This is a genomic window from Loktanella salsilacus (assembly GCF_024206795.1).
Lineage (GTDB): Bacteria > Pseudomonadota > Alphaproteobacteria > Rhodobacterales > Rhodobacteraceae > Loktanella > Loktanella salsilacus.
This window is the reverse complement of sequence record NZ_CP072994.1, coordinates 520028-534185: the sequence shown is the minus strand read 5'-3', so window position 1 is coordinate 534185 and position 14158 is coordinate 520028. Positions and strand designations below refer to the sequence as shown.

Sequence of the window (14158 nt, the reverse complement as noted above, 5' to 3'; positions counted from 1 at the left end):
CGTAAAAAGCTTAACCGAGCCTGTCTGCCAACCAGTTTTCCAGCAGAAAATGGGCGATTGCACCTTTTCTTGCTGGGTTAATGTCCGGGTGCTGTCCGGCGAAAACGTCAGCCATCTCTTCGCGGGTCACCCAGCGGGCATCCTCGATTTCAGCGGGATCGATCGTGATATCGCGGCTCGTCGCCTCGCCCGCCATACCGCACATCAAAGATGCGGGGAACGGCCAAGGTTGGCTGGCCAAATAGCGCACATTGCCCACGCGCACGCCTGATTCTTCGAACACTTCGCGCCGCACCGCGGCCTCCAGCGTCTCGCCCGGCTCGACGAAGCCGGCCAGCAAGGAATACATCCGCTCCGGCCAGCCGGGCGAACGACCGACAAGGACAGAATTCCCATGCGTAATCAACATGATGACGACAGGATCGGTGCGCGGAAAATGGTGACGTTCGCAGGTCTGGCAATTGCGCTGCCATCCGCCCATCGCCAGATCGCTGGCTGTGCCGCAATTGGCGCAAAACCGGTGGCTGCCGTGCCACATGAACATCGCCCGCGCGGTGGCGGCGAGTTCAGCCTCGATCGGGGTCAGCCGGGTCATGACGCCGCGCAATTCGGCAAAGGCGGGACCACCCGGCAGCGCGGGATGCACCTGCAGGCTGGCATCCATAAAGCTGTTCAGCGCCCCGGTGTCCGCATCGTCTTGCGGCGTCCAGCCTGACAGATCGGCGGCAAAAACCGCTGCACCATCCACGCGCCCCAGCATCAGCCAATCGGGCTCGGCATCGTCCAGAATAGGGTGATCGGGCGGCAGCATCACAAGACCCGAGTCATCCATCAGGGGCTTGCCCTGCCACAAAACGATCACGCGCGAATCGGCATGCTTAGCGCGGTCAGTGGCGGTTGAACGCCACTCTGCCGCACGATCAAGGCCGCCTCCGGCGAATGTCACGGTCTCTGCAATTTTCATGCACTTGCAATCGCATGAGCCGCTGCGATGCGCAATGTTTTGAATGGGGCGGAATTCCCCCTAAACCCGGCCTTGCGGCATCAGCATTTACATCGCAGCGGGTTGCACAGCACCCTATGCCTCGCTATATGGACATTGAGAGGTTGGCGCGGGCGAGCGCCTCGCCAACCTGGTCAGGTCCGGAAGGAAGCAGCCATAACGAGCCCCGCTTGGGTCGTTGTCAGCCTCTCACCTAAGTTTTCCCCGCATTTGTCAGGGTCACACGCATTTGCCCTACCCCTTTCCCAAGCAGTATTCCCGTTGAGCGACCTTACGCTTGATGCCTTGGGCTGGTCCGCGTTCGAAATTGAACAGCTGACGGCAGATGACGCAAACCTGCACCCTGCGCGTATTACCAGCGTGCACCGGCGCAATGTATCCGCGCTGACCGCCAGCGGCCCCCTGACCCTTGTTGCCGACCCCGGCGTGACGACCGCCAGCTTTGCCGTCGGCGATTGGGTGATGTGCGATCTGGAATCAGCGCACTTGGTCCGCCGCCTGGATCGCCGCAGCCTGCTGCAACGCGGGGCAGAGTATAAATCAAGCCAGCGCCAGCTGATCGCAGCCAATCTAGATACCTTGTTCATCGTCACGTCCTGCAACGCCGATTTCAACGTCGCCCGGCTGGAACGCTATCTTGCCTTGGCGCATGACGCCGAAATTGCCCCCGCGATCCTGCTGACCAAAGCCGATCAAACTGATGAAGCCGCCGATTACATAGCGCAGGCGCAGTCCCTTGGTGATTTCCCCGTGCTCGCGATCAACGCCAAAGGCGCAGATGTCGCGGACGCGCTCGCGCCGTGGTGCGGGCCGGGCAAAACCGTGGCTTTGGTCGGATCATCCGGTGTAGGCAAAACAACGCTGGCAAACGGTCTGACGGGCCGCGTCGACGAAACCCAAGACATCCGCGAAGACGACGCCCGCGGCCGCCACACCACAACGAAACGGTCGATGCACGTGCTGCCCACCGGCGGCTGGCTGATCGACACCCCCGGCATGCGCGGCCTTGCGGTCGCCGATGTGACCTTTGGCATCGACGCGACCTTCCCGGAAATCAGCGCCCTGACTGACGATTGCCACTTTCGCGATTGCAAGCACGAGGGCGAGCCGGGCTGCGCGGTGCAAGCTGCCGTGGACGCAGGCCTTGTCGATGCTGAACGCGTTCGCCGCTATCGCAAACTGCGGGCCGAAGACGCGCAAGCGACCGAGACAACGGCCGCCGCCCATGCCCGCAAGCGCCGGACGGGCAAACCAACCAAATCTGCCAGCCGCCGCCGCTAACGCGTCGCCCAAATCTGCTGCCCGCGCGCATCGACCGCGCCCGGCTGCACCGCCCGCAACCGCGCCAGCGCATTCTTTGGCGGCTCGCCATGCAGAACCATCAGGCGCAACACGGCCATCCCGGCCCTGCCGCAGTCCCCATTGCCATGAAACAAAACCCGGCGACCCGCTGCCAGCTGCGAAGTGATCCGGCTTTCAAGGCCAATCCACCGCGTTGTTGTTGGGGCGTCCGGCACACCGGAGAAGGGCATAGGCAACCCGGTCCAATCAGGCGGCGCATGACTTAGGTCTGTTCCTAAATTATGATCCAGCGCGTCCATTTCCGCAGGCCCGGTCAAGGAGACGACAAGCGCAGGCTGCCACCGCAGGATGGCCCGGAAATCAGCGGCATAGTCGCCCCCAATCCCCGGCATCGGACACATCCCAAGCTTGCCCCGCCCAACCGGCAGGCGCGCGATACGAAAGTCAGAAATCACACGCGTCATCAGCGCGCGGCGCGCCGATTTTTCGGCGAAAATCTGGCCTCTGCACGCATCTTAGGTATTGAACAAGAAGTGCAGAACGTCGCCGTCCTTGACGGTATAAGTCTTGCCTTCAGACCGCATCTTGCCCGCTTCTTTCGCAGCCTGCTCGCCGCCCAGCGTGACGAAATCATCATAGCCAATGGTTTCAGCGCGAATGAATCCACGCTCGAAATCGCCGTGAATAACGCCAGCCGCCTTGGGTGCCGATGTCCCCGCATTGATCGTCCAAGCGCGCGCTTCTTTCGGACCGACGGTGAAGTAGGTCTGCAAATGCAGCAAGGCATAGCCCGCACGGATCAGGCGATCGAGGCCGGCCTCGGCCAGACCCATTTCGGACAGGAACATTTCTGCTTCTTCGGCGTCCAACTGGCTGATCTCTTCCTCGATCCGGGCAGAGATCACGACGGCAGAGTTACCCTCTGCCTCGGCCATGGCGCGCACGCGCTCGGACTGGCTGTTGCCTGTGGCGCTGGCTTCTTCCTCGACGTTGCAGACATACAGCACTGGTTTGGTGGTCAGCAGCTGCAGCATCCGCCACGCCTTCGCGTCTTCGGGGTCGACATCGACGGTACGCGCGGGCTTGCCGTCTTCCAGCGCCTTTTGCGCGGCTTCCAGCAGGCGGACCTGCTGACCGGCCTCTTTGTCACCACCGCGCACTTTGCGCTGCAGGTTGGTCAGGCGCTTTTCGATGCTTTCCAGATCGGACAACATCAATTCAGTCTCGATCACCTCAGCGTCGTTGACTGGGTCAACACGGCCTTCGACATGGGTGATATCGTCGTCTTCAAAGCAGCGCAGGACGTGGGCAATAGCATCGCACTCGCGGATGTTCGCCAGAAACTGGTTGCCCAGCCCCTCGCCCTTGGACGCGCCTTTGACCAAACCTGCGATATCAACAAAGGTCATCCGCGTTGGAATGATTTGCTTGGACCCCGCAATCTGCGCCAGTTTGTCCAAACGCGCATCGGGCACAGCCACATCGCCGACGTTCGGTTCAATCGTGCAGAACGGAAAATTCGCCGCCTGCGCCGCCGCCGTCCGCGTCAGTGCGTTGAACAGCGTGGACTTGCCGACGTTCGGCAGACCAACGATCCCCATCTTGAAGCCCATGACGCATCTCCTGTTTTAAATCCCGCTGGGCATAGCCCCGCAGCCCTGTCCGCGCAAGCCAAAGGCTTTGGGAATGCACCGATCCGTGCTATCCTGCCGCGACATTCCGCCACAGGAGGTGAAAATGCAGCCCGTCCCTTACCTTTTCTTCAATGGCACCTGCGAAGACGCATTCCTGTTCTACGCCTCTGTCTTTGGAAATGCGCCTGATTTCATGCGCGTCAAAGGGTCACCCATGGAAGAACACCTTCCGCCAGAGGCCGCCAATTCCATCATGCACGCAAGCCTCAAGATCGGCAGCGGCCAAATCTATGGCTCCGACGATCTGGACCCCGCACCGGGCGCGGCCATGGCAGGCTGTAACGTGATGGTCGAACTGCCGGACGCGGACACCGCCCGCCAACACTTTGACGCGCTATCAAAGGGGGGAGAGGTCCGTATGCCGTTCGAGGCGCATTTCTGGACGCCCGGCTTTGGTGCCTTCACCGACCGTTTCGGTATCCGCTGGATGATCGGCACCGAAGACGGCGCGCCTTAGGCCGTTATTCGGTCCGGTTGCGGCCTTCCCAGATCAGAATCCAAGCGAGGATAATGAACATCGGATGTGTCAGCCCGCCACTGAACAGCAGCGCCGGAATCCACACCAGAAACGTGATGATCGCGATGATGGGACGTCCTGCGAACAGGATCGACAACGGCGGAAGCAGCAGGGCGAGTAAATAATTCATAGCCCCAATATGGGGCGACCTGCGCAAATTTCAATTCTGGCGAAAACAATTGGGGGCCATTGCATTTGCGCGTCCCATCCCCCAAAAACACGGCGACCCAAGAAGGATGCCGTCATGTCCCGTATCGACGCTAAATTTGCTGATCTGAAAGCGCGCGGCCAGAAGGCGTTTGTCGCCTATGTCATGGCGGGCGATCCGACCTACGACACCAGCGTCGAGATCGTCAAAGGCCTGCCCGCTGCAGGCGTTGATATCATTGAACTCGGCCTGCCCTTTACCGACCCAATGGCCGACGGCACCACGATCCAGCTCGCCGGTCAACGCGCGCTGGCCGGGCATATGACCTTGGACAAGACGCTGAATATTGCCCGCGAGCTGCGTAAAACCGACGACACCACACCAATTGTGCTGATGGGCTACTACAACCCGATCTACTCGCGCGGCGTGCCTAAGTTTCTAGAGCAGGCGGCAGAGGCCGGGATCGACGGGCTCATCATCGTCGACCTACCGCCAGAGGAAGACGAAGAGCTTTGCCTGCCCGCACAGGCCGCCGGCATCAATTTCATCCGCCTTGCGACCCCGACCACGGACGACAAACGCCTGCCTAAGGTGCTAACGAACACATCCGGCTTCCTCTACTACGTTTCGGTCACCGGAATCACCGGCACCGCCGCGGCACAAACCGCCGATGTCGCGCCCGAAGTCGCACGCATCAAGTCGCACACCGACCTGCCCGTGATCGTCGGCTTCGGCATCCGCACACCAGAGGCAGCAGAGGCCATCGCGAGCGTCGCAGACGGCGCTGTTGTCGGTTCTGCTATCGTCGAAAAGATCGGCGCAGGCGAATCCGTCGCGGACGTCCTCGCCTTTGTCAAATCCCTCGCCGACGGTTGCCATCGCGGCTAAGCGTCCGGACTTCTTCTGGTTAAAAATACCTCGGGGGAATCGGGCATAGCCCGATGGGGGCAGCGCCCCCCTCCCTCTCCTCATTTGTCGCCTAGCGCGCCAGCTTTGCCGCTTTTTTCAGCAGCATGTCCCGCTTCAGCTTGGTCAGCCGATCAAAATACATCTTGCCCGCAAGATGATCGATCTGATGCTGCACGCTCGTCGCCCAAAGCCCGACAAAGTCGCGCTCTTCGGTCTCGCCCGCTTCATTCAGAAAGCGGACCGTCACAGCCCGGGGACGTTTGACGACCGCTGAAACTCCCAGCAAACATGGGCTGGCCTCGTCATGCTCGCGAAATTCAATGCTGGCATGCAACACTTCCGGGTTCGCCATCCGCACCACCTGCCCACGCGCCGTGCTGGCATCGACGACAGCCAGACGCAGCGGAACGCCCAGTTGCACAGCGGCAAGGCCGACGCCCGGCATCGCCTCCATCACATCGACCATATCCTCCCAGATCGCGCGGACCTCGTCCGTGATCTCGGGAACATCAGCTGCAGGGGTCCGCAGGGCGGCATGGGGCCAGGATACAACAGTCCGCATCACATAATCTCCGTGTAATCGGTGCATAGGATGCCATCCAGATGGTCGCGCTCGTGCTGAACGATGACAGCATCTGTGCCCTCAAACGCCTCTTCATGCGCGGCGCCATCCAGATCCTGCCACCGCAGCACCAGATCGCGCGGACGCGGGACGGCGACGGTCAGCATCGGGATCGACAGGCAGGATTCGTCATTCACGACCAGCGCCACATTGGCCGTCACGATGTGCGGGTTCACAAACACACGCGGGGTCCGCGCGCCCGTTTTCCATGTCACGTCCATGACAAAGATCCGCTGCAGCACGCCAATCTGCGGCGCCGCAAGCCCCCGCCCCGGCGCGGCATACATCGCCGCGAACATCTCTTCGCTCAAATCCGCAAGCGCTGCGTCAAACACCGTAACCTGTGCACAAACCGCGCGTAGCGCCGCGTCTGGCACGGTCAGAATGGGGCGTGTCACGCCCGCGCTCTTTCGCGCTTTAGCTTTTGCATCTTGCGCGTAATCATCTGGCGCTTCAGCGGTTTCAGATAATCGATGAACAACTTGCCATCCAAATGGTCAATCTCGTGCTGCACACAGGTCGCCCACAGTCCGTCGAATCGCTCTGTCTGCTCGGCACCATCAAGGTCCATCCAGCGCACCTCGACCTCTGCCGGGCGTTCGACATCGGCGTATTGCTCTGGGATCGACAAACAGCCTTCTTCATAGACGCTGTGCGTGTCGCTTTCCCACGTAATCTCTGGGTTGATCAGCACCATGGGCCGCGCCGGATTGATGTCATCCTTAACGCAATCCATCACCATCACGCGCAGCATCACGCCGACCTGCGGCGCAGCAAGGCCGATGCCGGGGGCGTCGTACATCGTTTCCAACATATCGGCAGCCAGTACCCGCAGGTCATCGTCCACCTGCGTGACAGCTGCGGTGACCTTTTTCAGGCGCGGATCGGGGTGGATCAAAATGGGGCGTAATGTCATGCCCCCGATCTAATCGCTGGACCGCCAATTGCCAAGATGGCCCGCGATTTATCCCTTGGCACGCGGTTTGCGCCTGCTAGGGTCGCCGCAAACTCCCAAATAGGTATCCCGCCATGAGCTTTGACACCCCCGTAAACCGTCGCAACACCCACTGCGTCAAATGGGACGCGATGGAATCCGTCTACGGCGTATCCCCCGATGACGGCATCGCGATGTGGGTGGCAGACATGGAATTTCGCGCACCAGACGTCGTTCAGGACGCACTCGCCGCGATGCACGATCACGGCGTCTATGGCTACTACGGCAACCCAGAGCCCTATACCGACGCGATCCGCTGGTGGATGCAAACCCGCCACGGCTGGCAGGTAGACGCGGACGCGATCATGACGACCCATGGCCTTGTGAACGGCACCGCGCTGTGCGTCGACGCCTATACCAAACCCGGCGATGCCGTCGTGCTGTTCACCCCCGTCTACCACGCCTTCGCCCGCGTCATCACTGCCGCCGGGCGCGAGGTCCGCAGCTGCGAGCTGGTCAATAACGCCGGCCGGTACGAGATGGACTTTGACGCCTACGATGCCCAGATGACCGGGTCAGAGCGGATGGTCATCCTCTGCTCGCCGCACAATCCCGGTGGCCGCGTCTGGACAAAGACCGAATTACAAGCCGTCGCCGCCTTTGCAAAACGCCACGATCTGGTGCTGGTATCCGACGAGATTCACCACGACCTACTGATGCCCGGCCAGACCCATATCCCCATGGCCCACATCGATGGGATCGAAGACCGCCTTGTCATGATGACCGCCGCGACCAAGACGTTTAACATCGCAGGCAGCCACACCGGCAATGTGATCATTCCAAATGCTGACCTACGCGCGCCCTTTGCCGCCCGGATGGCGGCCCTTGGCATATCTGCCAACAGCTTTGGCCTGCACATGACCACCGCCGCCTATTCCCCCAAAGGGGCCGCTTGGGTGGACGAACTTTGCCTCTACCTCGACGCGAACCGCCGCTTGTTCGACGACGGCATCAACGCCATCCCCGGCGTCCACTCCATGCCGCTCGAAGCAACCTACCTCGCGTGGGTCGATTTCACAGGGACCGGGATGAGCAGCGACGAAGTCATCCGCCGCGTCCAACAAGACGCACTGATCGCGCCAAATCACGGCGTGACCTTTGGCAAAGGCGGCGAGAATTTCCTGCGTTTCAACCTAGGTGCCCCGCGCGCGCAGATCGCCGACGCGGTGGACCGTCTGCAAAAGGCCTTTGCCGACCTGCAATAACTACAGGCGGGGCAATAGCCCCGCTGGCGCATCATCCGCGCGTACGAAATCGACAGGCGGGTTATCCGTGACGGCGTGCAACCATTTGAAATCAAAGATGCACTCTTCACCCTCGACCCGGCTGCCGACGATCAGCGCCTGATACAGGTGCCGCATCCCGTCATAAATATCGACGCGGCCCCGCAGCAGGTCGCCAGCATCAGCGTCCAGCGCCATGCCATCGGCCCAAAAGCGGCGGATGCGCATGATATCGTCGCCATCATGCACACACAGGCGATTGCCGCGCGAAATCGACGCGCGGCGGGCGTCCTGCAATCCCTTGATCACGGCATCGGGCAAAAAGTCATTCATAGCAGCGCCTCCTTCGCGTTCACAGTAACGCGCAAGTGTGACGATTATTCAAACGCCTTATCCGCCGCGCTGCAGCAGTGCAGTCGCAGAAAGCGGTCAGCCCGTTTTCACCTTAGGCCTTAAAACATGGGGTTTCGCCGCATCATACAGCGCCGAGTCGGGGAACCCGTGTTGCGATCCCAGCACGGGGCCAACCATAATTAATGCCGTACGCGTAATTTTCGCGTCCCGCACCTTGGCGTGAATGTCGCTGAGCGTGCCGCGCAGAATCAGCTGATCCGGCCAAGACGCACGGTAAATCACCGCCACTGGACAATCGGCGCCATAAAATGGCGTCAAACGCCGCTCGATATCGCGCAGCGCCCTGATCCCCAGATGGATCGCCAGCGTCGTGCCGGTGGCCGCAAAATTCTCGAGCGTCTCGCCCTCGGGCATACCGGTGGATTTCATGCTCATCCGCGTCAGCACGATCGACTGCCCAACCTCTGGCACGGTCAGCTCCGTCCCCATGGCCGCAGCAGCCGCTGCATAGGCAGGCACGCCGGGGATGATCTGATAATCGATCCCATCCGCCTTCAAGCGCCGGATCTGCTCTGCAATCGCACCGTAAAGCGACGGATCGCCCGAATGCACCCGCGCCACATCCTGCCCCGCCGCATGCGCCGCCAAGATTTCGCCGTGCGTGTCATCCAGCGTCATCGGGGCCGTATCCAGCACCCGCGCGCCTTCGGGCGCAATCGCGACCACCTCTTCTGGCACCAGCGATCCCGCGTACAAACACACCGGACAGGCTGCGATCAGCCGCGCCGCTTTCAGCGTCAACAGCTCCGGATCACCCGGCCCCGCACCAATAAAATAAACCGTCATGCCCGTCCTCGCTTTTTTCTAAATACGCTCGCCGAAAGCCTGAATTTTCGACGAAAATTCGACTACCCCGCCAGATCGCCATCAATCTTGCGGGCATAGCCGCGCGGCGTAAACATACGCGGCCCCTCGCCCAGCTGTGCAAGGCGCGAGTTGCTCGACCCCACCAGCACGACCGTCAGCATGTCGACCTCGTCAACTTCCAGCGCGTCCAAGCGCCGATAGCGCACATGCTCCTCTGGCCGCCCAAGCGAGCTTGCCAGCATAACGGGCGTATCGCCGGGGCGATGTTGCAGCAAAATATCCCGCGCCTCTGCCAAAAGCGTGCGCCGCGTTTTACTGACCGGGTTATAAAAGGCGACGACAAAATCGCCCTCTGCCGCAGCCTTCAGCCGCCGCAAAATATCATCCCGCGGCGTCAGCAAATCGGACAAGGAAATCGCGCAGAAATCATGCCCCAGCGGTGCCCCCGCCCGCGCTGCCGCGCCCTGCAAAGCACTGACGCCGGGCGAGCAAACGACCTCGACCCGCCGGGCGGCATCAGACACACCCAGCGCCTCTGGTCCGCGATCAAGCAATTCGAACACCAAGGCGCCCATGGCGTAAATGCCGGCATCGCCCGAACACACCAGCGCGACGTTCTTGCCCTGCCCTGCCTGCTCTAGCGCATAGCGGCAGCGCGCCTCCTCCCCGCCCAGCGGGAAATCCGACCGCGCCTTGCCCACGGCCAGTGGCCCAAGCAAATCGATATACAGCCCGTAGCCTACCAATTCCTCGGCATCGGCGACCAGCCGCGACACTTCTGGCGTGCGCCAGGATGCCTGCCCCGGCCCGATCCCCACGACCGACAGCTTGCCGCGCGCGCGGCCTTGCAGCGCTGTCAGCGGCGCATCCAGCGCAGCCACGGCGCAAGTTGCCATCGCCGCCTTGCGCTTTTCGACAACCAAACGCCCCTGCGCGCCGACCTGTGCCAAAGCTGCTGCTTCGGACACGCCGTGCGTGCCGACCTCGGCAAATACCACGTCTGACGGATGCGCCAGACGGGGCGTCTCTGCCTCAAGCGTATCCGCATCGAACAACCGAAGCGGCACGCCAAAGGCCTGCGCCAGCGCGATAATCGCGGGCTCGTCCGCCTTCAGTGAAATCGTATTGACGCAAGCAATCGCCTCCGGCGCGATCCCAGCTTCCGCCAAAGCCTCGCCCACCAAGGTCGCCAAATCCACCTCTGGGCAATTGCGCGCGCACCCTACGCCCAGTGCAAAGCGCTGCGGTGCAAACTGCAAGTGATGCGGACCAAGTTCCGCGACAGGCGCCGTGCCGCAAGTGATCGTCACGCCGTCCCCCGCCGGCAGATCCGCCAACCATTCCGCAGCAGCCGCCTCTGGCCCGGTCACCCGCGCGCCAGCGCCGGACAGCAGCAAGGCCATCGCGTCCTTCGCATCCCACGGATTGACCAATCGCCACCCCAAAGGCGGTGCATCCAAAGCAACCCCAAGCGCCACATCGCCCGCCGTCGTGACAGCCGCAACCGCCCCCAGTGCATCCGCAATCCGCGCCGCTAGCCGGTTCGCGCCCCGGTGCCCGCCCAGCAACGGCACGACAACGCCGCCATCATCACTGACCGACACAACAGGCGGCTCGGTCGTCTTATCCGCCAGCAATGGCGCCACCGCCCGGATCAGGATCCCGCTGGCACAGACGCCAACAACAGGCACGCCCGCCGCAAACAAGTCGCGGGCATGATCCAGCGCGTTGTCAAAAAACGCATCCGCCACATCGACACGCCCTTTGCGCCCATGCACCAAAGCGCCAAGCGTTGCCGCCACACGGTGCGCCGTCGCCTCGCCAGACCGCGACAGGGCCAATACGACAGGTTCTACAGCCATGGATCGGCCCCTTTTGTCAGTAAGATCATTGAAAAATAAGGTGCCGAAGCCGGTGCCTGCGCAAGCGGGCAAACGACCTGCTCTGGCAGACTGGCCCGTTCGACATAGACCGCGTGGTCCGTCAGCCCAAGGTCATCGAACACGGCGCGGATCTTCGCCAGATGCCGGCCAACCTTCATGATGACAACGCTTTCGGCCCCCGCAATCCGCTCTCGCAACTCTGCCTCTGGCAGCGGGCCGGGCAGCACCGTCAAACGCTCGTTCCGCGCAACAAGCGGACGCGCAGCCACCGCGGCACAGGCCGCAATAGACGTCACGCCAGGCACAACTTCGACCCGGTAATCAGCCGACAACCGGGCAAACAAATACATAAACGATCCGTAAAAGAACGGATCCCCCTCGCATAGGCAAACCACGTCCCGCCCCGCATCCAGATGCGCCGCAATCGCCGCCGCGCCGGTATCATAGGCCGCCTGCGCAGGTGCGCGTTCCACGCTCATCGGCACGTCCATGACGATCTCAATCGCATCCGCCGGGATCAAATCCGCAGCGATCGACCGGGCGAAACTCGCGCCGCCCGCCAGCGCCGGATAGGCCACGACCGCAGCGCCTTCAATCAGCCGCGCCGCCCGCAGTGTCATCAGATCCGCCGCCCCCGGCCCCAAACCCACACCATAAAGCACGCCGCTCATCCGCATTCACCTTGCCAAATAAACTCCCGCCGGAGGCTCCGCCCCCTCATCGCTTCACAAGGCTCCATTGGGTCACCGGCATCGCTGGCCGCCATCCTGTCAAACGCCCGACCGGTTCAGCCCGGCACACCGACAGCCGCACCAGATCGCCGCCATGGCGGGCGTGCAGCGCCATCAGCACCGCCTCTGACTCCAGCGTCACCGCATTGGCCACTAACCGGCCCAGCGGACGCAGCGCAGACCATGCCGCGTCAAATACCGCTTCGCTGAGGCCCCCGCCGATAAAGATCGCATCCGGCGCGGCAAGACCATCAAGACAGTCCGGCGCAGTGCCTTCCAGCAGCTCTAGTTTTGGCGCGCCAAGCGCCAGCGCATTGGCCGCCGCCATCGCGCGGCGATCATCGCGCGGCTCTATCCCGATAGCGCGGGCATAGCGCGCCGCGCGCATCCATTCGATCGCAACAGAGCCGGAACCGCAGCCGATATCCCACAGCAGCGCCCCGCGCATCGGCATCAGCTTGGCCAGCGTGGCCGCACGAATTTCCTGCTTGGTCATCGTACCGTCGGACTGGAACAAATCATCCGCAAGCCCCGGCACCCGCGGCAAAAGCGCAGCGTCCGGGGCTGCTATGCACTCGACCGCCAGCGTATTGAACGGCGGCACGACATGGTCCCAGCTCTCGGCCACGCCATCAAAGCGCGCCTCGTCCTTGCCGCCCATCGCAGCCAACACCGTCATCCGTGACTGACCAAAGCCGCGCGCTGCCAGATAGGCCGCAATCTGATTTGGTGTCTCGGCCCCGGTCGTCAGGATCAACAGGCGTGCATCGGGCTGGATAAACGCCACCATCTGCGCCACGGGCCGCCCGTGCACGGTCAGCGTTTCAACATCCGCAAGGCTCCACCCCATGCGGGCCGCTGCCAGCTGGAAGGCACTCAGTTGCGGGTGATAGACGATCTCTGACGGATCAATCGCCCGCCCGATCCGCGCGCCAACGGAAAACCACAACGGATCGCCGGTCACCAGAACAACCGCCCGCCGTCCGCGCAATCCGTGAATAGTCTCGATCATGGCGTCAAAAGGCGATGGCCAAGCCAGACGTTCGGCAGTCACGCTGCCTGACAGGGCATGATGCCGCCCGCCGCCCAAAATGACCTCTGCCGCCTCGACCACCGCGCGGGTGGCGGGGCTCAGCCCATCCATGCCGTCTTCGCCAATGCCGACAATGTGCAGCCACGGTTGCGTCATGATCCACTCCGATTTTTCGGCGAAAAATCGGCACTGCCGCCCGCCTTGCGATAATTTTGTGCCATTAAATCCGGTCTTCCGGCAGGCCAGCAGCCAAAGCGTTGACCGCCGCCGCCGCCAGAGCAGAGCCGCCGCGACGCCCCCGCAACGCGATGAAGTCGCAGCCGCGCGGATGCGCCGCGAGTTCAGCTTTGGATTCAGCCGCGCCGACAAAACCCACAGGAAAGCCCAAGATCACCGCAGGCTTCGGCGCGCCTGCGTCGAGCAGTTCCAGAAGGTGAAACAGCGCTGTTGGCGCATTGCCGATCGCGACGACCGCACCTTCAAGATGCTGGGCCCACAGCTCTACCGCGGCAGCAGAGCGGGTGTTGCCAATCGCTTGTGCACGGTCCGGCACGCTGACATCGTTCAAGGTGACGATGACCTGGTTCTGCGCTGGCAGATAACGGCGGATGATCCCCGCCCCCACCATTTCGCAATCGCATAGGATTGGTGCCCCAGCCGCCAGCGCGGCATGGCCTGCTTTGGCGGCCCCTGCCGAAAACGCCAGCCTATCCGCAATTTCAACCATGCCGCAGGCGTGGATCAAGCGAGTCATCACCGGATGCATGTCTGCGGCAAAGCGGTCCAGACGTGCCTCGGCCCGCACGGTCGCAAAGCTTTGCGCGTAGATCGCGGCGGGGTCTTTTTCGTAGGGTCTCATGCAAGCGAGGCCTTTGCGT

The 14158-nt window shown here is 62.3% G+C and carries 17 protein-coding genes and 1 other RNA gene; 5 read left to right on the top strand and 13 right to left on the bottom strand.

From position 1 onward, the window contains the following. Window positions 1-10: 10 nt before the first annotated feature. Window positions 11-964 (bottom strand): NAD(+) diphosphatase, encoded by a 954-nt coding sequence (nudC, locus tag KBW81_RS02725; RefSeq protein ID WP_254248237.1) that lies wholly within the window; start codon window positions 962-964, stop codon window positions 11-13. 136 nt (window positions 965-1100) lie between these two features. On the opposite strand from nudC, the gene ffs reads away from it, so the two are divergent. Next, window positions 1101-1198: signal recognition particle sRNA small type (ffs, locus tag KBW81_RS02720), an RNA gene on the top strand. A gap of 66 nt (window positions 1199-1264) precedes the next feature. Next, a complete protein-coding gene (rsgA, locus tag KBW81_RS02715) occupies window positions 1265-2284 on the top strand; it encodes a ribosome small subunit-dependent GTPase A (RefSeq protein ID WP_254248236.1) in 1020 nt (339 codons plus the stop codon). Here the strand turns inward: rsgA and KBW81_RS02710 are convergent. After that, a complete protein-coding gene (locus KBW81_RS02710; RefSeq protein WP_254248235.1) occupies window positions 2281-2697 on the bottom strand; it encodes a protein-tyrosine phosphatase family protein in 417 nt (138 codons plus the stop codon). The genes rsgA and KBW81_RS02710 overlap by 4 nt on opposite strands. Before the next feature lie 123 nt (window positions 2698-2820). Then, window positions 2821-3918, bottom strand: coding sequence for a redox-regulated ATPase YchF (ychF, locus tag KBW81_RS02705; RefSeq protein ID WP_254248234.1), 1098 nt, complete (start codon window positions 3916-3918; stop codon window positions 2821-2823). 73 nt (window positions 3919-3991) lie between these two features. Here ychF and KBW81_RS02700 point away from each other — a divergent pair, with 73 nt between their 5' ends. After that, window positions 3992-4456 carry a VOC family protein gene (locus KBW81_RS02700; RefSeq protein ID WP_254248233.1) on the top strand — a complete coding sequence of 155 codons (465 nt, stop codon included), beginning with the start codon at window positions 3992-3994 and terminating at the stop codon, window positions 4454-4456. 4 nt (window positions 4457-4460) lie between these two features. Here the strand turns inward: KBW81_RS02700 and KBW81_RS02695 are convergent, their stop codons facing one another. After that, window positions 4461-4646 carry a hypothetical protein gene (locus tag KBW81_RS02695; protein ID WP_090190969.1) on the bottom strand — a complete coding sequence of 62 codons (186 nt, stop codon included), beginning with the start codon at window positions 4644-4646 and terminating at the stop codon, window positions 4461-4463. A 114-nt stretch (window positions 4647-4760) separates the two neighbouring features. Here KBW81_RS02695 and trpA point away from each other — a divergent pair, with 114 nt between their 5' ends. Then, window positions 4761-5552 (top strand): tryptophan synthase subunit alpha, encoded by a 792-nt coding sequence (gene trpA / locus KBW81_RS02690; protein ID WP_090190970.1) that lies wholly within the window; start codon window positions 4761-4763, stop codon window positions 5550-5552. 91 nt (window positions 5553-5643) lie between these two features. On the opposite strand, the gene def (KBW81_RS02685) is transcribed toward trpA, so the two are convergent. Genes def (KBW81_RS02685) through def (KBW81_RS02675) form a run of 3 tightly spaced genes read right to left on the bottom strand, consistent with a single transcriptional unit; the run spans window position 5644 to window position 7111 of the window. Next, window positions 5644-6135, bottom strand: a complete 492-nt coding sequence (def, locus tag KBW81_RS02685; protein WP_254248232.1) for a peptide deformylase — start codon at window positions 6133-6135, stop codon at window positions 5644-5646. Continuing rightward, window positions 6135-6593 carry a peptide deformylase gene (def, locus tag KBW81_RS02680; RefSeq protein WP_254248231.1) on the bottom strand — a complete coding sequence of 153 codons (459 nt, stop codon included), beginning with the start codon at window positions 6591-6593 and terminating at the stop codon, window positions 6135-6137. Before def (KBW81_RS02680) ends, def (KBW81_RS02685) begins: the two co-directional genes overlap by 1 nt. Beyond that, the gene (gene def / locus KBW81_RS02675; RefSeq protein ID WP_254248230.1) at window positions 6590-7111 is read right to left on the bottom strand and encodes a peptide deformylase; all 522 of its coding nucleotides are present in this window, start codon (window positions 7109-7111) and stop codon (window positions 6590-6592) included. Before def (KBW81_RS02675) ends, def (KBW81_RS02680) begins: the two co-directional genes overlap by 4 nt. 113 nt (window positions 7112-7224) lie before the next feature. On the opposite strand from def (KBW81_RS02675), the gene KBW81_RS02670 reads away from it, so the two are divergent. Beyond that, window positions 7225-8394: a MalY/PatB family protein gene (locus tag KBW81_RS02670; RefSeq protein WP_254248229.1), complete on the top strand. Its 1170-nt coding sequence runs from the start codon at window positions 7225-7227 to the stop codon at window positions 8392-8394. Here the strand turns inward: KBW81_RS02670 and KBW81_RS02665 are convergent, their stop codons facing one another. From KBW81_RS02665 to KBW81_RS02640, 6 genes are all read right to left on the bottom strand, one after another. Further along, window positions 8395-8745, bottom strand: a complete 351-nt coding sequence (locus KBW81_RS02665) for a hypothetical protein (protein ID WP_090190979.1) — start codon at window positions 8743-8745, stop codon at window positions 8395-8397. 96 nt (window positions 8746-8841) lie between these two features. After that, entirely contained in the window at window positions 8842-9612 is a 771-nt protein-coding gene (gene cobM, locus KBW81_RS02660) for a precorrin-4 C(11)-methyltransferase (protein WP_254248228.1), read from the bottom strand. 62 nt (window positions 9613-9674) lie between these two features. Next, window positions 9675-11495: a precorrin-3B C(17)-methyltransferase gene (gene cobJ / locus KBW81_RS02655; protein WP_254248227.1), complete on the bottom strand. Its 1821-nt coding sequence runs from the start codon at window positions 11493-11495 to the stop codon at window positions 9675-9677. After that, the gene (cobI, locus tag KBW81_RS02650) at window positions 11486-12187 is read right to left on the bottom strand and encodes a precorrin-2 C(20)-methyltransferase (protein WP_090190984.1); all 702 of its coding nucleotides are present in this window, start codon (window positions 12185-12187) and stop codon (window positions 11486-11488) included. The genes cobJ and cobI overlap by 10 nt, the downstream gene beginning before the upstream one ends. Before the next feature lie 46 nt (window positions 12188-12233). Further along, window positions 12234-13436 carry a precorrin-6y C5,15-methyltransferase (decarboxylating) subunit CbiE gene (gene cbiE, locus KBW81_RS02645; protein ID WP_090190985.1) on the bottom strand — a complete coding sequence of 401 codons (1203 nt, stop codon included), beginning with the start codon at window positions 13434-13436 and terminating at the stop codon, window positions 12234-12236. A 64-nt stretch (window positions 13437-13500) separates the two neighbouring features. After that, window positions 13501-14139, bottom strand: coding sequence for a precorrin-8X methylmutase (locus tag KBW81_RS02640; RefSeq protein ID WP_254248226.1), 639 nt, complete (start codon window positions 14137-14139; stop codon window positions 13501-13503). Window positions 14140-14158: the final 19 nt, after the last annotated feature.